The organism is Halomarina oriensis (genome assembly GCF_009791395.1).
GTDB classification, from domain to species: domain Archaea; phylum Halobacteriota; class Halobacteria; order Halobacteriales; family Haloarculaceae; genus Halomarina; species Halomarina oriensis.
Window position 1 is genome coordinate 24,291 of record NZ_WSZK01000014.1, and the last position, 19,427, is coordinate 43,717.

Consider the following 19,427-nt stretch of genomic DNA (forward strand, 5'->3'; position numbering starts at 1 on the left):
CCCAAACCGTGGAGCAAGGATGAAGCTGGCAATGATAGGGTACGGGCAAGCTGGTGGGAAGATACTCGACGAGTTCCTCGAGTACGACCAGCGAACCGGCTCGAACATCGTGCGGGCGGCACTGGCGGTCAACACCGCGAAGGCCGACCTGATGGGCCTCGAACACGTCCCCGAGGACCGGCGCGTCCTCGTCGGACAGTCGCGGGTGAAAGGTCACGGCGTCGGCGCGGACAACGAACTCGGCGCGGAGGTCGCCGAGGAGGACATCGACGAGGTCATGAGTGCGATGGACCAGATTCCGGCCCACGAGGTCGACGCGTTCCTCATCATCGCCGGGATGGGCGGTGGCTCCGGGTCCGGCGGTGGGCCGGTCGTCGCCCGTCACCTCAAGCGCATCTACACCGAACCCGTCTACGCGCTGGGCGTCCTGCCCAGCAGCGACGAGGGTGGCATCTACACGCTCAACGCCGCGCGTTCGTTCCAGACGTTCGTCCGCGAGACGGACAACCTGCTCGTCTTCGACAACGACAACTGGCGTAACGCCGGCGAGTCGATGCAGAGCGGCTACGACGCCATCAACCGCGAGATCGTCGAGCGGTTCGGCCTGCTGTTCGGTGCCGGCGAGGTCGAACACGGCGGCGAAGTCGCCGAGAGCGTCGTCGACTCCTCGGAGATCATCAACACGCTCGCCGGCGGCGGTGTCTCTACGGTCGGCTACGCGAGCGAGACCATCGAACGCGAGGACACCGGACTGCTCTCGCGGTTCCGGGGCAACGGCAGCGGTGGCGACGACAGCCTCGACGCCGCCCAGACGACCAACCGCATCACCTCGCTCGTCCGCAAAGCCGCGCTCGGCCGTCTGACCCTGCCCTGTGAGGTCGACGGTGTCGAACGGGCGCTGCTCGTCATGGCCGGCCCCTCGAAGTACCTCAACCGCAAGGGCATAGAGCGCGGGCGGAAGTGGCTCGAGGAGCAGACCGGGAGCATGGAGGTCCGTGGCGGGGACTACCCGCTTCGTGGCGGCGACTTCGTCGCCAGCGTCGTCCTGCTGTCGGGCGTGACGAACGTCCCGCGCATCAAAGAACTCCAGCAGGTCGCCATCGAGGCACAGGACAACATCGACGACATCCGCGACGAGAGCGAGCGGAACCTCGACAGCCTCGTCAACGACGGTCAGGACGAACTCGAACCACTGTTCTGAGTGTCACGGGGGCCGACCCCCGCTCGAAAACCGCTGTTCTCATTTCGTTCGACGTCACAGTCCGAGTAGATGCACGCCGTCGTCCCGTATCGCGTCGCCGACCCGAAGACGCGACTCGCGCCCGTCCTCTCTCCAGCGGAGCGCGGGACGCTCTCGCGGGCGATGCTCGCGGACGTGCTGGACGCCGTCGCCGCGACGGGTCACGAGACGACGGTGCTCGCCACCGAACCGCTGGCCGTACCGGGGGACACCACCCACACGGTGCGCGTCGACGACCGGCCGCTCACGCCGGCAGTCGACGCCGTCCTCGCCGAGCACGCCGGTCCCGACTCGCCCGTCGCCGTGGTGATGGCCGACCTCGCGCTGGCGACGCCGGACGCGCTCTCCGGACTGTTCGCGGCCGACGGGGAGGTGGTGTTCGCGCCCGGTCGCGGCGGTGGGACGAACGCGCTCGTCTCCCGTCGCCCCGACTTCCGGACGGACTACCACGGCGCGTCCTACCGGGACCACCGCCGGGGCTGTGAGCGACTCGGCGTCTCCCCGACGACCGTCGACTCCTACCGCCTCGGCACGGACGTCGACGACCCGGCGGACCTCGTCGAGGTGCTGTTGCACGCCCCGACCGACGGTCGAACCCGACAGTTCCTCGCCGAGCGGTTCACGCTGGCGACCGGCGAGGGACGGGTGAGCGTCGACCGCCGCGAGTGAGTCACGGGCCGGAGACGACGGCGGACAGCAGACAGCTTTTTGCTCGCCGCGAGACGAGCACGGACAGTGATTCCCGGCGCGGACGAGTACGACGTGGACCTCGCTATCGCCGACGAGGACGTGGAGCGCCTGCTGGACGTGACACCCGACGACGTGGGGCCGGCCCCCCCGTTGACGTTCGCCCGGAACGTCTTCGTCCCGCTGACGACGGCGTGTCGCTACACCTGCACGTACTGTACGTACTACGACGTGCCGGGGCAGGCGTCGCTCCTGACGCCCGAGGAGGTCCGGGACATCTGCCGACGCGGTGCCGACGCCGGGTGTACCGAGGCGCTGTTCACGTTCGGTGACGACCCCGACGAGCGCTACACGGCCGTCCACGAGCAGTTGGCCGAGTGGGGCCACGACTCCATCCACGAGTACCTCCGGGAGGCGTGTGAGATTGCGCTGGACGAGGGCCTCCTCCCGCACTCGAACCCCGGCGACCAGACCCGCGAGCAGATGGCCCACGTCGCGGACCTGAACGCCTCGATGGGCGTCATGCTGGAGACGACGGCGGACGTGCAGGCCCACGGCGGGCCGCGAGCGAAGTCACCGGGCCAGCGTCTCGCCACCATCCGAACGGCGGGCGAACTCGGCGTCCCGTTCACCACCGGCATCCTCCTCGGCATCGGCGAGACGTGGCGTGACCGGGCGGAGTCGCTGCTCGCCGTCCGCGAACTGCACGAACGTTACGACCACGTCCAGGAGGTCATCGTCCAACCGGTCGCCAGTAACGAACGCTGGCGCGGCGAGACACCGGGCGTGGAGACGCTCCGCCGAGCAGTGGCGATGGCTCGCGTCGCCCTGCCCGAGGCCGTGAGCGTGCAGGTGCCGCCGAACCTCGCGCCCGTTCGGGGGGTGCTCGACTGCGGTGTCGACGACCTGGGGGGTGTCTCGCCGGTCACCGACGACCACATCAACCCCGACTACGCGTGGCCCGCGTTGCGTGAACTGGAGCGCATCGCCGAGGCGGCTGGCGTTCCGCTCCACGAGCGACTGCCGGTCCACGAGCGCTTTCTGGACGGGGCGGACGGGGACGGCCGACCGTGGCTCTCGGCGCGTATCCGGGCGGAACTCGACACGGCGTCGGACGCCGGCGAGCGCTACCGTGCCGTGCTGGCCGACCTGCCCCCCCGACAGTGACGCTCTCCGGCAGGCTGCGTGTCGTTCGGCCGACGAGAACTGTGGAGAGCGTACCGGAGGCACCAGTTTTTTGCGGTCAGTACGAGTAGCGCTGCGGGATGACTGCCGTCCAAGCTCTACAAGCCTCCGGGGCCGAAGTCACCCTCCGCCTGATAGCGGGGCTCCTTCTCATCCTCGCCAACGGCTTCTTCGTCGCCATCGAGTTCGCACTGACCCGTGCCCGTCAGTTCACCGAAGAGGAGTTCATCGGTGGGAACCCCAAACTCGAACGCGCCTGGGAGATGACCAACGAACTCGAAATCTACCTGACGACGTGTCAGGTCGGCATCACCGCGTCGAGCATCGCGGTCGGTATCGTCGCCGAACCCGCCCTCGCCGCGCTCTTCGAACCGCTGTTCGAGGGGAGCGCGCTCGCCTCCATCGGGGCGGGGTCGCTCATCGCGTTCGGTATCATCAACCTGCTCCACCTCACCCACGGCGAGCAGACGCCGACGTACCTCGGCGTCGAGCGCTCGCGGCAGGTCTGTCGCTACGGTGCGACGCCGCTGTACTGGTTCCACTACATCATCTCGCCGCTCATCACGCTCGGTGACTACGTCGCAAAGGGGACGCTCAAACTGATGGGCGTCGAGATGACCGGTGCGTGGCTCGAAGCCGAGACGGACGTCATCGAGTCGCGGGCGGAACTCCGGCAGAACCTCGACGACATGCTCGACGACGTCGACATGCCCGAGGAGCGCCAGGAGGAGATTCAGGCCGCCCTCGACATCGACCGTCTCACGGTCCGCACCGAGATGGTCCCGCGCGACGCCATCGCGGCGCTCTCGACGACGAAGGACGTCGAGACGAACCTCGACATCCTCGAGGACAACCCCCACACGCGGTTCCCGCTCGTCGGGGACTCTCTGGAGGAGTTCGAGGGTATCGTCTACATCCCGGTGGTGACCCGCCACTTCGACGAACTCCGCGACGGCGAGCGGACGTTCGCCGACCTCGCGGCCCCGCCGCTGACGTTCGACCCCGACACCACCATCAGCGAGGCGCTCGACGTCTTCCAGGACGAGAACCAGGAACTCGCGCTCGTCGTCGAGAACGACGAGGTGGTCGGCCTGCTGACCGCGACGGACGCGATGGAGGCGGTCACCGGCGAACTGGCCGACCCGACGGACCCCGTCGAGGAGCGACAGACGCCCTCCTGAGTCGGCGGCCTCCCGCGACCCGCTCCGACCTACTCGTCACTCGTCGTCCCGCCGTCGCCGTGGCGAGAGACCGAACCGACACGTAGCGACCGCTTGGGTCCGGTTCCCGAGTCGCTGTCGACACGAACGTTCGTCACCGAACGGGTCGTCGTGGTCCTCGTCGTCCGTCGCCGAACGCCCGGACAGGTCAGGGGTATAATTTTTCTACCGATAGAATCTGTAACTTACCAATAGCCGGAGCGCGAAGGGTCGAGTGACACAGTATGACTGGAGCGAACACCGGCCGACGGGGGTTCCTCGAACTGACCGGCGCGACGGCCGCGGGGGTCGTCGGACTACCGAGTATCGCCGCACGGGACAGCACGGGTGACTGGGTCGAAGCCCGGAGTCCGACGACGAAGGTGCTCAACGACGCGGTCGATACGGTCGAGGGACCGGTCGCCGTCGGCGGCGGTGGCGACGTCCTCGTCCGCCGGGCTGGCGGGTGGGAGAAGATCGTCGAGTACGGACCACAGGCACGCAGCCGGCCGCTGACGGGCGTCGACGCCACCGACGACGGGAAGGCGGTCTGGTTCGTCGGCGGGTCCGGCGTCATCGGCGAGTACCGCGTCGACACCGAGACGCTGACGAACTACTCCGCGCCGAAGGGCAAGACGTCGACGTGGGAGGACTGCGCCGTCGTCGGCACCGCCGGCGAGGACGAACGCCTCTACTTCGTCAACGGGTCCGGTGAGTTGCTCGTGGGCGTCCGCCAGTCCAGCGGCGCGGTGAAGTACGAGGACGTCGTCAAACCCGGCGGCGGGTCGACGATTCCGGGTATCGACTTCCACGCCCGACAGAAGGGTCACGTCGCCTCGACGAGTCAACTCGTCTCCGAGACGACCGACGGCGGGTCGACGTGGAACCGCGTCGGCATCGACTTCGCGGGCACCGCGTTCTACGACGTCGCCAGCGTCGGCCCGAAGGACGTCACCGTCGCCGGCGGTAACGGTATCGTCTACCGCTACGACGGCTTTCGCTGGACGCCCCACGTCGTCGACGACGCCCGACAGGCCGTCCGGGCGCTCGACCGTGGCCCGGAGTACGGTCTCGCGGCGGGTAACGGCGGGAAGATGTACGACAGGGTCTCGGCCGGTCAGTGGGAGACGACCCAGGCGCCCGTCGAAGCCAACCTGCTCGGTACCGCACGCGGCGACAGCTACGACGTGGCCGTCGGTGCGAACGGCACCATCGTCGAACGCGAGTCCTCGACGGACACCACCTCGTCGCTCTCGGACGCGAGTCTCGGTGTCGAGGAGTTCGCCGAGGGCGTCGTCGAGTTCGCCTGAACGCGACGACCGACCACCGTGATTCCCCTCGCCACGACTCCGTTTCGTCAGTCGTCGGCCAGCGCCGCCGACCGGTCGACGAGTGGCGTCCCGTCGGCGAACGGGCCGAGCGTCGGCCCGAACGGTCCCTCGTCCGGGTCGACGACCCGTCGCTGGCGGTAGTCCGTCGAGCGTTCCGCGGGCACACGCCCGACGGCGGTTATCATCTCGACGTACTCGGCGACCGAGCGGAACTCGCCGAACTCGCCGCCAGCGCGTTTGGTAATCTCCTCGGAGAGGATGGTCCCCATGAAGTCGTTCGCGCCACACGAGAGTAGCTTGAGGCCGAGTTCGTCGCCGAACTTCACCCACGACGACTGGAGGTTCTCGACGTTGTCCAGATACAGGCGGGAGACGGCCATCAGCAGTTCGTCCTCGGCCTGCGTCGCGCCCGTCGACACCATCCCCTTCTCGACGAGCGGCGTGTCGTGGTGGACGAACGACAGCGGGACGAACTCCGTTATCGCGCCGGTCCGGTCCTGCAGGTCACGAACGACGTCGAGATGCTGGACTCGGTGGGCCTCGTTCTCGACGTGACCGTACATGATGGTCGCCGTCATGTCCAGTCCCACCGAGGCGGCGGCCTCCATCGCCGCGACCCACTCGCCGGTGTCTATCTTCTGTGGGCAGATGACGTCCCGCACCTCGTCGACGAGTATCTCGGCGGCCGTGCCGGGGACCGAGTCCAGTCCCGCACGCTTCAGGCGACGGTACACCTGTTCGTAGGACTTCTCGGTCCCGCGGCGGGCGTGGGCGGCCTCCTCGGGCGTCATCGAGTGGAGGTGGACGCCGTCGACGGCCATCGCCGCCAGTTGCTCGACGTACGTTCCGGGGTCGGTGGCGTACATCGAGGCGGGCTTGTAGTTCGGCCCGCCCTGCGCGGCGAGCGCTTCGCGGTGGTCCGCGTCGAGCGCCAGCGCGGGATGCAGGCCCGACACCGACGTGACCTCGTAGATACCCCTGCGAACGGCGTCGCGGACGATACGCCGGGAGTCGGCGGGTGTCTTGGTGAACCCACGGTCGGTGTGGGCGACCCCACCGTCGGGCACCTGGTCGCTCTCGAACCCTCCGGCGGGGTCCTTGAAGTTGCAGAACAGACAGCCGGTGTTGCAGGCCGTCGTGACGTTGTTGTTGAGGTTGGCGACGAAGGTCACCGCCTCGCCGACTACCTCGGCGCGGCGCTGGTCGGCGGCTTCGAGGACCTGCTCCTTGCGTCGCGGGTCGATGCCGTCGAACGCCGTCCCCGTCGTCAGTAGCTCGATACCGTCGTCGACGGTGAGGCGGTCGCCCGCCCGTGCTTTCGCCAGCGCGTTCTCGAACGACTGATCGGTCTCCGGGCGGTGGGCGAACTCGAAGCGGCCACGAGGGACGTTCGTCGGCAACCGTTCCATCGGTCTCACTGGTCCGGCGACGGGTAAAACCCCACCGGCTACCGGTCGTCCTCGCCGGTGTCGACCTACCGGTCGGAGTCGGCGGCGTGGTCGCTCTCCCGACGCCCGTTCGTACACGACCCTGCATAGCAACCCCTTTGGTTCGGGCTGGTCCACGCACGACCATGACGAGTGTCAAGGAGTTCCGGGTCGAGGAGGCGGCGACCGGCGACGCCCTCGGCCGTGGCTCGTTCGTGTTCACCGACGCGTACTCGGTCTTCGACTGGGGACGGATGCCCGACGCGATTCCGGGGAAGGGCGCGGCGCTCTGTGCGATGGGGGCGAGGAACTTCGAGTTGCTCGACGCCGCCGGCGTCCCGACCCACTACCGTGGCGTCGTCGCCGAGGGGGCCGACGACCCGGTCGACCTCGACGGGGTGACCGACCCGCCCACGGAGATGGCCATCGACCTGACGCGGGTTCCTGACCTGCCCCACGAGGGCCGCGACTACGACTACGAGACGTATCACGAGGCCGCGGGCGAGAACTACCTCGTCCCGCTCGAAATCGTCTTCCGCAACAGCGTGCCCGAAGGCTCCAGCCTCCGCACGCGCTACACGCCAGAACAGGTCGGTCTGGAGGGACGGGAGTGGCCCGACGAGGCCGTCTCGCTCCCCGAACCGCTCGTCGAGTTCTCGACGAAGTACGAGGAGTCCGACCGCTACCTCTCCCGCGAGGAGGCCGACGCCATCGCCGGACACGCGAGCGTCGCGGACCTCGAAACGGTCGCCCGGAGGGTGAACGACGTCGTCACCGAGCGTGCCGAGGAGCAGGGATTCGCCCACGAGGACGGGAAGATAGAGTGTCTGTTCTTCGATGGGGAGGTCCGTGTCGCCGACGTGGTCGGGACGTTCGACGAGAACCGCTTCGCCTTCGACGGGCAGGCGGTGTCGAAGGAGGTCGTCCGGCAGTACCACAAGCGCACGCAGTCGGCGTGGGTCACCGCCGTCCGGACGGCGAAACGCGACGCCAAGGAACGGGGGGTCGCCGACTGGCGCGACCTGTGTGAGCGCGACCCCGAACCGCTCGATTCGAGCGTCGTAGGGGTCGCCAGCGACCTGTATCGAGCCGGCGCGAACCGGTATCTCGACCGTGACCTGTTCGACGCCCCCGAGATGGACGATGCGGTGAAGGCGGTCCGCGAACTGTAGTCGGCGGCGTCCGTCGACCCGGTCTCAGTCGTCGGCTTCCGACGCGTCCGGAACGCCCTCGTCGACCGGTTCGGTCGGGTTCGCCGACTGCGCCTCGTCCGACAGTCCCAACTGGTACGCCTCGTCGTCGCTCTCCTCGCGGAGGTGGGTCCGGCCGTGGTAGACCGTCAGCGCGTCGTCGAGGTGGAGGCGGACGGCCTCGACGAGCGCCTCGGCTTCGAGCGGTTGGCCGCGTGCTTCGAGGTCCGCGACGCTCGCACCGTCGGGCACGTCGAACGCACGCTGGGCGATGACCGGTCCCTGGTCGAGGTCGGTCGTCACGTAGTGGGCCGTCACGCCCGCGATGCGGACGCCGTCCTCGCGGGCCTGCCGGTACGCCTCCGCGCCGGGGAACGCCGGCAGCAGCGACGGGTGGACGTTGATGATACGGTCCTCGTAGCGGAAGACGACGTTCGGGCTGAGGATGCGCATGTAGCGAGCCAGCACCACGAGGTCCACGTCGTGTTCGTCGAGGATGTCGAGCAGCCACGCCTCGTCCGGGCTTCCGGAGCCGTCGCCGATGTCGTAGAACGGGATACCCGCGTCCTCCGCGACGGGCGCGAGGTGGTCGTGGTTCCCGACGACGACCGAGAGTTCGGCGTCGAGCGTCCCGGCCTCTCGGGCCTCGACGAGCGCCTCCAGACAGTGGCTCTCCTTCGTGACGAGGACGGCGATACGGTCGGTGTCCCGGTCGCCGGGGAACCGGACCGAGATGTCCTGCCCGAGTTCGTCGCCCAACTCCGAGAGCGCCTCCCGGAGCGTCTCCTCCTTGACGACCATGTCGGTCGTGTCGACGTGGAGCGTCATCCGGAAGACGCCGTCCTGGACGGCCTGGTCGAGGTCCTCGACGTTGACCCCGCGCTCGAACAGCAGCGTCGTCACGCGGGCGATGATGCCCTTCTTGTCGTCGCCGACGACGGTGACCTGCGCGAGCTGGCGGGTCATCGTCGCCTCCTGTCGCGGCGGTTCATGCCCCCCAGTCGCAATCGGCGAGTAAAAGGGCGACGTTCGACGCAACGACATCGTGACACTCGTCCGTGTCGAACCCCCCGAGACACGACCGTAGGTCCACGAACGTGCATACCCGATAGAACCCACAAGCGTTTTCGTACACGACCACGCCTACACGACCGATGACCGCGTACACGGCGACGGTGACGGTTCGACTCAAAGAGGGTGTCCTCGACCCGGAGGCCGAGACCACGAAGCGCGCGCTCGAACGCCTCGGGTTCGAACTCGACGGCCTGCGCTCGGCCGACCGGTTCGAGGTCGACGTCGACGCCGACTCCAGCGAGGCGGCCGCGGCCCGCGCCGACGAGATGGCCGAGCGCCTGCTCGCCAACCCGACCATCCACGACTACGACGTCGACGTCGTCGAACGATGATCTCGGTCCTCCAGTTCGGCGGGTCGAACTGCGACCGCGACGCCGTCCGTGCGCTCGCGCACCTCGGCGTCGACGCCGAACGTGTCTGGTTCGAGGACGGCCTCCCCGAGGAGACCGACGGCATCGTCCTGCCCGGCGGGTTCTCCTACGGCGACTACCTCCGGGCCGGCGCGATGGCCGCCCGCGCCCCCGTGATGCGGGAGGTCCGCGAACGAGCGGCGAACGGCACGCCCGTTCTCGGCATCTGTAACGGCGCACAGATCGGCTGTGAGGCGGGGCTGACCCCCGGCGCGTTCACGACGAACGCGAGCGCCCGGTTCCAGTGCGAGCACGTCCACCTCCGCGTCGAGAACGCCGACACGCCGTGGACCGCCGCCTACGACGAGGGCGACGTCGTGATGTTCCCCATCGCCCACGGCGAGGGCCGCTTCGAGGCGACCGACGAGGAACTGGCCCGTCTCGACGAGGAAGACCGTGTGCTGTTTCGCTACTGCGATTCGGCAGGCAACGTCACGGACGCCGCGAACCCCAACGGGTCGAAGGGGAACGTCGCCGGCGTCCTCGGCGAGCGTGACACCGTCGCCGTGCTGCTGCCCCACCCCGAGCGTGCCACGCTCCCTGACCTCCACGTCGGCACGGACGGGCAGGGTGTCCTGCGCGGGTTCAGCGCCTGAGCACGCGACTCGCCGACCTCGTTCTCGCTGCCCTGTCGCCGTAGGCGTACCTGACCAGTGCCGGCGTCATCACCGACGTCCCGATGGCGATGCAGACGACGATGGCGTAGGCGGCCTCGTTGAGCACGCCCAGACGCAGGCCGACGGTGGCGACGACGATCTCCATCGCCCCCCGAGCGTTGAGCGCCGCCCCCAGCGCGAACGACTCCCGACGCTCGATGCCCGCCAGCAGTGCCGCCCCGGTCGTTCCGACGACCTTCCCGACGACGGCGACGCCGAACGCGACGAGACCGACCGCGGCGACGGTCGGGTCGAGCAGCGCCCCGAGCTGGACCCGGAGGCCGGCGACGGCGAAGAAGACGGGGGCGAGCATCGCCAGTGTCACCGATTCGAGGGCGTCGCGGGTCCGAGCGTCGAGCGTCCCCCGCTCGCGGGCGACCGCACCGACGAGGAACGCGCCCAGCACCGCCTCGACGCCGAGCGCCTGCGTCACCGCACCGGCCCCGAGCGCCAGCGCGACGACCATCGGGAGCGCGACGCTCCCCGAGACGTCGGCGAGTCGGTCGGCGAGCCACCGGCCCGCCGTGAGCGCCACGACGAGCACCGCACCGAGCGCGAGGAACGTGCCGGGGAGCGACGCCAGCGCGTCGCCCTCGCCGGTGGCGATGCCGGCGACGACGGCGAGCAGCAGCCAGCCGAGGGTGTCGTTGACCAGCGCGATAGCGACCGCCAACTGGCCGAATGGGGCGTCGAGCAGGCCCATGTCGAGCAGGATGCGGGCGACGACCGGAATCGCGGAGATGCTCATCGCCGTAGCGACGAACAGGACGAACGGGAGGCGCGCGTCCGGGTTCGCCACCACGGCGTCGGGCGCGACGAACGCGAGCGTGCCACCCAGAGCGAACGGGACCGCGACGCTTCCGGCCGCGACGAGCAGTGTCCGTCCGGGGTTGGCGCGAGCCACCGAGAGGTCCGTCTCGAAGCCGACGACGGTCATCAACACGACGAGACAGACCGACGAGACGCCGAGCAGGAGCGTCGTCGCGTCGTCCGGGAACAACTGCGCGTAGACGCCCGGCGCGAGCAGGCCGAGGACGGAGGGACCGAGGACGACACCGGTCAGCAACTCGCCGACGACCGGCGGTGCGCCACCGCGGCGAGCGAGCGCCCCGAGGCCCGTCGCCAGCAGGAGGACGACGGCGAGTTGCGCGAACAGCACGACCAGCGCGTCGCTCGCCGCCGGGTCGGGGACCGTCATGGCCCGAGCGACGCGAGCGGAGGACAAAAGTCCGCACCCCGACGCGAGGGGCCGTCTGGGGCAGGCAAGTCTTCTTGTCGCCGGCGCTCGCGCTTGGCCCATGACCGACCGAGAGGTCGACGCCGACGGGCCGGACCTCGCCGACCCGACGGTCCCGTTCGACCACGAGACGGTCCGCTACGACCGCGAGGACGGCGTGGCCGTCGTCACTATCGACCGACCGAACGCACGCAACGCTGTCGACAGTCGCACGGCGCTCGGCCTCCGCGACGCGTGGAAACGCTTCGACACGGACGAGGAGGCGCTCGTCGGTGTCTTCACGGGCGCTGGCGAGCACTTCTGTGCGGGTGCGGACCTGAAGCGGATGGACCTCGAGGACCGCGAGGAGGGGTGGCTCGGCTGTTCGAGGATGCGCGTCGAGAAACCCACGATAGCGGCCGTCGAGGGCCACGCCGTCGCCGGCGGCCTCGAACTCGCACTCTGGTGTGACCTCCGGGTCGCTGCCGAAGACGCCACGTTCGGCTGTTTCGAACGGCGGTTCGGCGTCCCGCTCGTCGACGGCGGCACCCAGCGCCTCCCGCGACTCGTCGGCCGTGGCCGTGCGCTGGACATGATTCTGACCGGGCGGGCGGTCGAGGCCGCCGAAGCCCACGACTGGGGCCTCGCCGACCGGGTGGTCGAACCGGGCGAGACGCTGGCGGCCGCCCGCGAACTCGCGGCGGGTATCGCCGAACACCCACAGACGACCGTCAGAACCGACCGCGCGGCGCTGTACGACGGCCTCGGCGAGTCCCTGGAGACCGGCCTGCAGATCGAGGCGTGGCACGGCACGAAAGCACTCGGGACCGCGGCAGAGGGTGCAGCGCGATTCGCCGACGGTGAGGGCCGCGGTGGCGAGGGCGTCGAGTGACGGGCGCGGGAGTTTACTGACTGCTCCGCGTCGCTCACGACGTGCAGAGCCACCTCCACCTCACCCACGAGTTCGAGTTCTCCCTCCCCGAGCGGTTCGACGCCGACCCGCGGACCCCCGAGTCGTACGTCGAACACTTCCTCTCGGAGTTCACCGCCCCCGGCGACACCGTCCTCGACCCGTTCGCCGGGTTCGGGACGACGCTCCGGGTCGCCGAACGGATGGGCCGCGAGGCGTACGGTATCGAGTACGACGCCGACCACCTCGCGTTCGCCCGTGAGCAGGTCGAGCATCCCGAACGAATCGTCCACGGCGACGCGCTCGACGCCGACAGCTACGTCGACCTACCGCCAACCGACTGCTGTCTCACCTCCCCACCCTACACGCTGGAGGTGGTCGAACGCGACCCGCTGACGAACTACACGGAACCGGGCGAGGACTACGAGGCGTACCTCGCGGACCTCGGGGACGTGTTCGAGCACGTCGAGAGCGTGCTTCGAGCGGACGGGCACCTCCTCGTCGACGTGGCGAACCTGCAGTTCGAAGGGGCGGTGACGACGCTCGCGTGGGACGTTGCGCGCGTCGTCGGCGAGCGGTTCTGGTTCGAGGGCGAAGTCGTCGTGACGTGGGAGGCCGGCGATTCGTCGGCCGAGCGTGGTGAGGGCGCGTACGGCTACGGCTACGACCACAGCTACTGTCTGGTGTTCGCACAGGAGGGGTGAGTAATCCGGGAGACGTGTGCCGTGTGTCTACCAGAACAAATTTCTAACCTGTTCTGGATTGAACGTTCGTCTCCATGGAACTGACAGAGCTACTCCAGGCCCTCACACTCTGGTTCGTCGTAATCATCGCCTTGGATACGGTAGAACTGTCGGGAGGTGTCATGGGCGCTGTCGGACTCGTCGGACTCGCACTCCTCTACCTGCTTCCACTCTACATCATCGGAGGGACGATAGCGATGGTGGGGGAATCAGCAAGAGAGACGGCGAGAGACTGACCGAGAGACCCCACGCTCTCCGCCTAACTGTTCCAACGATGGATGGCGAGTCGGAAAGAGCAGTAAGATAGCGTCCGCGCGAGCCGTGCGGGACCGAAGGTCCCGGTGGAAACCGGCGGCGACGCCACCGGTGACGAAGCGAGCGCGGTTCACCGGGCGTTCCCTGCGGTCACGCCCGGCCTCTTTCGTCGACGTTCGTCAGAGCGTCGCGTCTCGTCCGCACACCAGAACGCTTCGCGTTCTGGGGACGTTTTTCGAGGAGTGGTCGCGCAGAGCGCGACCCGACGCCGAAAACGGTCGCTAGTCGTCGCTCGGAGCGGCCGTCGAGTCGCCCGAGGAGACGCCGGTGCCGGGACCGACGTCGATACCGAGTTCGTCGAGTTTCTCGTCCGGGACGACGCCGTCGACCCAGCCACGGTGCTCGTAGTACTCGGCTTTCATCTCGTCGAGTTCGGCGAGCTGCCCTTCACTCGCGCCCTGCCCCGGAACGGCCTCCTCGTGGCCCTTCACGAAGCGGTTCGGGAGCGAGTCGTCGCTGCCGTCGAAGCCCGCGAGGTTGTTGTAGTAGCGTTCGAGCGTCCAGACGCGCTCGCCGGCCTGCATCAGTTCGTCCTCGGTCACGTCGAGGCCGGTCATGCCGTTGTACTGCATGACGTACTCCTCGATGCCCTCCGCGAACGCGTTGAACTTGCAGATGTCGAACGAGTCCGAGATGGCGTGGAGGTCCTGGAACGCGGCGGCGAGTGCGCCCTTGCCCTCCCACTCGTAGGGGTCGGACTTCTCGGGGATACCGAGGATCTCGGCGGCCGGCGTGTAGGCACGCAGGTGACACGCCCCACGGTTCGAGGTGGCGTAGGCGATGGCCATGCCCTTCATACAACGCGGGTCGTACGCCGCGATGGTCTGGCCCTTGACGGCCAGCGAGTTCGACTGTGCGTCGAACTCCTCGACGAGGTGGTTGGAGCCACCGCCGAGGTGGGTCGCCAGTTCGCCGTCCGCGTGGGCGATCCCCTCGACGAGGTCGATCATGTGCTCGACGTCGCCCCAGTCGATCTGGTCGTCGAGGTCGTCGAGTTTGCCCTCCTCGGACATCTCCATCGCCATGGCGATCATGTTGCCCGTCTCGATGGTGTCCATGCCGTAGTTGTTACACTGGTCGATCATCACGGCGATGGCGTCCCGGTCGTCGTGCCCCGAGTTCGGGCCGAGCGCGTACGCCGACTCGTACTCGTAGGACTCCATCCGGACGTTCATGTCCTCGCCCTTGTGCGAGTGGGTGACCTCGACCTCCTTCTTGCAGGCGACCGGACAGGAGTGACAGGTCGGTTCGTCGACGAGGATGTTCTCGCGGACGTTCTCCCCCGAGACGCGTTCGGCGTCGATGTCGACGCCCTCGGACTCCGAGTACGCCGTGGTCGAGGTGTACTTCCCGTTCTTCGTGGGAAGCCCGTCCATCTCGTTGGTCGGGTTCATGAGGACGTTCGTCCCGTAGAGCGAGAGGCCGCCCTCGTTGGGCGCGGTGACATCGGACTCGCGGATGACCTGCATCGCCTGCTGGTGGCCCTCCTTGAACGTGTCCGGGTTCTTCGGCTTGGGCATCTTCGTCGTCGACTTGATGAGGATGGCCTTCAGGTTCTTCTGGCCCATCACACAGCCGGTTCCTCCGCGGCCGGACGCCCGGTCGTCCTCGTTGACGATGCAGGCGTACTTCACGCCGTTCTCGCCGCCGGGGCCGATAGCCATCAGCGAGAGGTTCTTGCCGTACGACCCCTCGTGGCGCTCTTCGAGTTCGTCACGAACCTCGTGGACGGTCTTCCCCCAGAGGTCCGAGGCGTCGTGCAGTTCGAGGTTCCCGTCCTCCACGACGGCGTAGACGGGGTCCTCGCTCTTCCCGTCGAACAGCAGACCGTCGAAGCCGGCCCACTTGAGGCGCGCACCGGACCAGCCGCCGTGGTGGGAGTCGGTGACCGTGCCGGTGAGCGGGGACTTCGTACAGACCGCGATGCGACCGCTCATCACCGTCTGGGTCCCCGTGAGCGGCCCGTTCATGAACGTCAGCAGGTTCTCGGGACTCTCCGGGTCCACGTCGGGTCCCTGGTCGAAGACGTACTTCACGCCGAGGCCACGCGCCCCGATGTACTTCTTCGCGTCCTCGTCGTCGATGCTCTCGTAGTTGACGTCCCCCGAACCGAGGTCGACACGGGCGACGTTGTCCTGAAATCCGCCTAGTTCAGTCATGGCAATTGTTGACAGTTACTGTTGGCTCCCGACGCTGTTCAACCTTGACACGTGAGCGAAACCGGATTCGGTTTCTTCGCCGAAATCACCTACCGGCACTCGAATTCTCCGGCTGGTACCACACGAGTGTACAGGTTCTTGTGTGAAGGGGCGAACAGCTCTCACGATGGCACTGGGATTCGAACTGGTCGTCGGTGGGGTGGTGCTGTTGCACGTCCTCCTGCTGGGTGCGGTCGTCTACTACGACGCCGTCGCCAGCGCCGTCTTCCACCGTCGGTTCGGAACGACGCCGGGAGCGGTGGTCGCCGCCGGGAGCGTCGGGTCGGCGGCCGCTATCGGCCTCGCCGTCGCCGGCCGCCTCCCACCCTGGCTCGACGTCGGGTCACGGAGCGCCGCGTTCACCCTCGCGCTCCTCGCCGTCCCGCTCGTCGTCGGCTTCGTCGGGGCGGCCGTCACCTACGGCAACGGCCAGACGCTCCGCCGACTGGACGAGTCGGGTCCAACCACGACCCCGACCGACGGCGACCGGGTCGCGGTCACGGGCGTCGTGACCCCACAGGTGGCCGCCGGCACCACGCCGCTGTTCGGCCGACCGGCGGTCTGCTGGACGTGGCGGCTCGACGCGCGGAACTGGGGCGGGAGCACGGACGGACAGTACCACACCGTCCGTTCCGGACACGGCTCCGTCCCGTTCGTCCTCGACACCGAGGCGGGGCGACTCCGAATCGACCCGTCCGACGCCACGCTCGAACGCTCGGGCGAACGCGTCGAGGAGACGCCCGCCGAGACGTTCCCGGCGGGGGCCGACCCGAGCGCCGTCGACCACGACTGGTCGCTCCCGGGGGACCGCTGGCGACACCGCGAGCGTGTCCTCGACCCGGACGCGACCGTCTCCGTGCTCGGGACGGTCGAGGAGACGCCCGACGGGCCGACCGTCGCCGGTGGCGACCCGTTCGTCGTCACGACCGGCGGACTGGAGCGCTACCGGCGTCGCTGTCGGACCCGACTCCAGGCCGGTGCGCTCGTCGCCGTCGGCGGACTCGTCGGCGGGACGTGGCTGCTCGTCGAGACGTTCGCCGTCCCGCTGTGAGCGGGTCGCGTCGTTCGACGAGGGGTCGTGACGTGGCGGTGACCACCGACCGTCGACCGGACGGCTTACGCCGGTCCGAGCGCTGGCGAGCGTATGACCTCCATTCGGTCGCTCCTGTCGGACCCGCGGACCCGCGCCGTCGGCGTCGCCGTCGTCGCGGCCGGTATCCTCCTCGCGTCGGTGGTCGACCCCGGCAGTGCGGGCGAGGTAACCCGTGCGCTCGGTCCGCTCGGCGTGTTCGGCCTCGACAAGTGGGTTCACGCCGCGGCCTACGGTACGCTCGCGGCCGTCACGACCTACGCGCTGGCCGCGAGGACCGACGTGAGACGACCGTCGACGCTCCTCGCCGTCGTCGCCGTCGTCGTCGCCTACGGCGTCGGTATCGAACTGGTCCAGTCGGCGGTGCCCGCCCGCTCGTTCGACGTCACCGACATGGCCGCCAACGGGACCGGTGCGCTCGTCGCCGTCGTCGCGTGGGTACTGGTCGGTCGCCGTGTCTCGGTCGTCCCGCTACGGCCCGCCACCGACGACTGACCCCCGAGACGAAGGCGCTTTACCCGCCCGTCGGCTACGCCCGCCCAATGAGTACGCCCGACCCCGAGGTCTACGAGGAGGGCCGCGGGATGGACGCCCACAACGCCGTGATGCGCGAGGTCCGCTCGCGCAACGACCGCAGCTACGACCCCCGCGAACCCACCCGCGTCTGGCTGGACGAGGACAACACCCCCGGTGGAGTGCGCACCTCGCTGACCATCATCCTCAACACCGGTGGCTGTCGCTGGGCGCGTGCCGGTGGCTGTACGATGTGTGGCTACGTCGCCGAGAGCGTCGACGGCGGCACCGTCGCCCACGAGGACCTGATGGCACAGGTCCAGTACTGTCTGGACCACGAAGCGGACCGCGCGGACGAACCGGCCGACCTCGTGAAGATATACACCTCCGGCAGTTTCCTCGACGAGCGCGAAGTGCCCGCCGAGACGCGCGACGCCGTCGCCGAGACGTTCGCCGACCGCGAGCGGATGGTGCTCGAATCGCTCCCCGACTTCGTCGAACGCGAGCGCCTCGCGGACTTCACCGACCGCGGTATCGAGACGGACGTCGCCATCGGTCTGGAGACGGCCACCGACCGCGTGCGCCACGACTGCGTGAACAAGTACTTCGACTTCGCGGACTTCGAAGACGCCTGTGCCGAAGCAGAAGCCGCAGACGCGGGCGTCAAGGCGTACCTGCTGTTGAAGCCGCCGTTCCTCACCGAGGCCGAGGCCGTCGAGGACATGAAGCGCTCGGTGCGACGCTGTGCGGCGGTCGACGGCTGTCACACCGTCTCGATGAACCCGACCAACGTCCAGTCGTACACGATGGTCGAGGAACTCCACCGCGCCGGGGGCTACCGCCCGCCGTGGCTCTGGTCGGTCCGTGCGGTCCTCGAAGACACCGCCGACGTCGACGCTCTCGTCGTCTCCGACCCCGTCGGCCACGGCTCCGACCGCGGCCCGCACAACTGCGGCGACTGCGACGACCGGGTCCAGCGCGCCATCAAGGACTTCGACCTGCGGCAGGACCCGAGCGTCTTCGGGCAGGTGTCCTGTGACTGTGAGACGACGTGGGAAGCGGTCGTCGAGCGAGAGAAGAGCTTCGGGATGCCACTGACGCGCTAAATCTCCGCCCGCCGGTGGTCTCGGTTCGGTCCTCTCACGGGAGCGGTAGCCGATTCGGCCCGAAACGGGGAACGCGGGTCGACCGGTGGCTACGAGACGACGAGTGGCGTCTCAACTCCCCACCGAGTCCGGGTCGACGGCCACGAACGACTCGTTGCCACATCGACACCCCTTCGACGCCGTCGGAGGGTATATCGTTCCATTCGTCCGGACTCGGCCGGCGTAGACGGTCCCACAGTGAGTACAGCTGATGATGAGTCGGTTCTGCATGGAGGCCCCGGCCGAACCCGTCACGTCGAATCGATGCAACGCGAGTGGACGAGTCACGGCAGGTAGGTCCGTCTCGAAGATAACCTTTCCCGTCGTGAACCGGGGTCACGCCCCGTGAGTGGCCTGATTTCGACGCACTCGTCCGGCCAGTTGTCCGAGCGTCTACGCAGCCTCCGTGGCCGACACTCTCGGTACCGAGCCGTTCACCTAACTGGTTTGGTAGACTCGATATGCCCGAACACATCCTCTCGTACAGATGATGAGACACAGACCGCTGAACGTCTCCGATGCCAAAACGACCGACCTGCTCCGAACGGAACTTCGTCGACAGGTCGTCACGTTCCTGCTGGAGACCGAAGCGACGTACAGCCTCGACGAACTCGCGGGGCACCTCGTTCGACTCGACACCGCCGCGCCTCCCGAACACACCGACGAGAAGAGACACACCGAACGGGTTGCGACGAGACTGTACCACAGCGCGATTCCGCGGCTCGCCGCCGCCGACGTCGTCGTGTTCGACGCCGACGAACGGACGGTCACACCGGGGCCTCAGCTCTCTACGCTCGGCTCGCACCTCGATTCGATGCTAGGCCTACAGAGCCCACTCGACGGGTCCGCCGCGTCGACCAGTCCGAGCTGACTACGAGGTAGACTCGCGGGACGACGC

At 68.5% G+C, this 19,427-nt stretch carries 19 protein-coding genes; 15 read left to right on the forward strand and 4 right to left on the reverse strand.

The window, feature by feature from the left end:
- The first annotated feature begins 31 nt into the window (after positions 1-31).
- From GQS65_RS06165 to GQS65_RS06185, 5 genes are all read left to right on the forward strand, one after another.
- On the forward strand, positions 32-1,201 hold the full coding sequence (locus tag GQS65_RS06165; protein ID WP_158203860.1) for a tubulin/FtsZ family protein: 1,170 nt from the start codon (positions 32-34) through the stop codon (positions 1,199-1,201).
- 69 nt (positions 1,202-1,270) lie between these two features.
- Positions 1,271-1,909 carry a 2-phospho-L-lactate guanylyltransferase gene (cofC, locus tag GQS65_RS06170; RefSeq protein ID WP_158203797.1) on the forward strand — a complete coding sequence of 213 codons (639 nt, stop codon included), beginning with the start codon at positions 1,271-1,273 and terminating at the stop codon, positions 1,907-1,909.
- Positions 1,910-1,975: 66 nt separating this feature from the next.
- Entirely contained in the window at positions 1,976-3,094 is a 1,119-nt protein-coding gene (gene cofG / locus GQS65_RS06175) for a 7,8-didemethyl-8-hydroxy-5-deazariboflavin synthase subunit CofG (protein WP_368279888.1), read from the forward strand.
- A 98-nt stretch (positions 3,095-3,192) separates the two neighbouring features.
- On the forward strand, positions 3,193-4,293 hold the full coding sequence (locus GQS65_RS06180) for a CNNM domain-containing protein (protein ID WP_158203799.1): 1,101 nt from the start codon (positions 3,193-3,195) through the stop codon (positions 4,291-4,293).
- Between the two features lie 263 nt (positions 4,294-4,556).
- Positions 4,557-5,621, forward strand: a complete 1,065-nt coding sequence (locus tag GQS65_RS06185) for a hypothetical protein (RefSeq protein WP_158203800.1) — start codon at positions 4,557-4,559, stop codon at positions 5,619-5,621.
- A gap of 47 nt (positions 5,622-5,668) precedes the next feature.
- Here the strand turns inward: GQS65_RS06185 and cofH are convergent, their stop codons facing one another.
- Entirely contained in the window at positions 5,669-7,051 is a 1,383-nt protein-coding gene (cofH, locus tag GQS65_RS06190; protein ID WP_158203801.1) for a 7,8-didemethyl-8-hydroxy-5-deazariboflavin synthase subunit CofH, read from the reverse strand.
- Between the two features lie 164 nt (positions 7,052-7,215).
- Here cofH and GQS65_RS06195 point away from each other — a divergent pair, with 164 nt between their 5' ends.
- On the forward strand, positions 7,216-8,241 hold the full coding sequence (locus GQS65_RS06195; protein ID WP_158203802.1) for a phosphoribosylaminoimidazolesuccinocarboxamide synthase: 1,026 nt from the start codon (positions 7,216-7,218) through the stop codon (positions 8,239-8,241).
- A 24-nt stretch (positions 8,242-8,265) separates the two neighbouring features.
- Here the strand turns inward: GQS65_RS06195 and GQS65_RS06200 are convergent, their stop codons facing one another.
- Positions 8,266-9,225 carry a formyltetrahydrofolate deformylase gene (locus GQS65_RS06200; RefSeq protein ID WP_158203803.1) on the reverse strand — a complete coding sequence of 320 codons (960 nt, stop codon included), beginning with the start codon at positions 9,223-9,225 and terminating at the stop codon, positions 8,266-8,268.
- Positions 9,226-9,413: 188 nt separating this feature from the next.
- Between GQS65_RS06200 and purS the strand changes: the two genes are divergently transcribed.
- Both purS and purQ read left to right on the forward strand, forming a co-directional pair.
- A complete protein-coding gene (purS, locus tag GQS65_RS06205; protein WP_158203804.1) occupies positions 9,414-9,665 on the forward strand; it encodes a phosphoribosylformylglycinamidine synthase subunit PurS in 252 nt (83 codons plus the stop codon).
- The gene (gene purQ / locus GQS65_RS06210) at positions 9,662-10,339 is read left to right on the forward strand and encodes a phosphoribosylformylglycinamidine synthase I (RefSeq protein WP_158203805.1); all 678 of its coding nucleotides are present in this window, start codon (positions 9,662-9,664) and stop codon (positions 10,337-10,339) included. The genes purS and purQ overlap by 4 nt, the downstream gene beginning before the upstream one ends.
- Here the strand turns inward: purQ and GQS65_RS06215 are convergent.
- On the reverse strand, positions 10,329-11,597 hold the full coding sequence (locus GQS65_RS06215; RefSeq protein ID WP_158203806.1) for a cation:proton antiporter: 1,269 nt from the start codon (positions 11,595-11,597) through the stop codon (positions 10,329-10,331). The two genes, purQ and GQS65_RS06215, sit on opposite strands and share 11 nt — an antisense overlap.
- 100 nt (positions 11,598-11,697) lie before the next feature.
- Between GQS65_RS06215 and GQS65_RS06220 the strand changes: the two genes are divergently transcribed.
- The 3 genes from GQS65_RS06220 to GQS65_RS06230 all read left to right on the forward strand — a co-directional run bounded on the left by GQS65_RS06220 (position 11,698) and on the right by GQS65_RS06230 (position 13,504).
- Entirely contained in the window at positions 11,698-12,507 is an 810-nt protein-coding gene (locus GQS65_RS06220) for a crotonase/enoyl-CoA hydratase family protein (protein ID WP_158203807.1), read from the forward strand.
- Positions 12,508-12,548: 41 nt separating this feature from the next.
- Positions 12,549-13,229 (forward strand): DNA methyltransferase, encoded by a 681-nt coding sequence (locus GQS65_RS06225; protein ID WP_368279890.1) that lies wholly within the window; start codon positions 12,549-12,551, stop codon positions 13,227-13,229.
- Positions 13,230-13,303: 74 nt separating this feature from the next.
- Positions 13,304-13,504: a hypothetical protein gene (locus GQS65_RS06230; RefSeq protein ID WP_158203808.1), complete on the forward strand. Its 201-nt coding sequence runs from the start codon at positions 13,304-13,306 to the stop codon at positions 13,502-13,504.
- A gap of 300 nt (positions 13,505-13,804) precedes the next feature.
- Here the strand turns inward: GQS65_RS06230 and GQS65_RS06235 are convergent, their stop codons facing one another.
- Positions 13,805-15,742 carry an aldehyde ferredoxin oxidoreductase family protein gene (locus tag GQS65_RS06235; protein WP_158203809.1) on the reverse strand — a complete coding sequence of 646 codons (1,938 nt, stop codon included), beginning with the start codon at positions 15,740-15,742 and terminating at the stop codon, positions 13,805-13,807.
- A gap of 166 nt (positions 15,743-15,908) precedes the next feature.
- On the opposite strand from GQS65_RS06235, the gene GQS65_RS06240 reads away from it, so the two are divergent.
- The 4 genes from GQS65_RS06240 (at position 15,909) to GQS65_RS06255 (ending at position 19,400) form a co-directional block, all read left to right on the forward strand.
- Positions 15,909-16,832, forward strand: coding sequence for a GIDE domain-containing protein (locus GQS65_RS06240; protein WP_158203810.1), 924 nt, complete (start codon positions 15,909-15,911; stop codon positions 16,830-16,832).
- 93 nt (positions 16,833-16,925) lie between these two features.
- Positions 16,926-17,366 (forward strand): VanZ family protein, encoded by a 441-nt coding sequence (locus GQS65_RS06245; RefSeq protein ID WP_158203811.1) that lies wholly within the window; start codon positions 16,926-16,928, stop codon positions 17,364-17,366.
- 47 nt (positions 17,367-17,413) lie between these two features.
- Entirely contained in the window at positions 17,414-18,490 is a 1,077-nt protein-coding gene (locus GQS65_RS06250) for an archaeosine biosynthesis radical SAM protein RaSEA (RefSeq protein ID WP_158203812.1), read from the forward strand.
- 526 nt (positions 18,491-19,016) lie between these two features.
- Positions 19,017-19,400, forward strand: coding sequence for a DUF7344 domain-containing protein (locus GQS65_RS06255; RefSeq protein WP_158203813.1), 384 nt, complete (start codon positions 19,017-19,019; stop codon positions 19,398-19,400).
- The last annotated feature ends 27 nt before the right edge of the window (positions 19,401-19,427 follow it).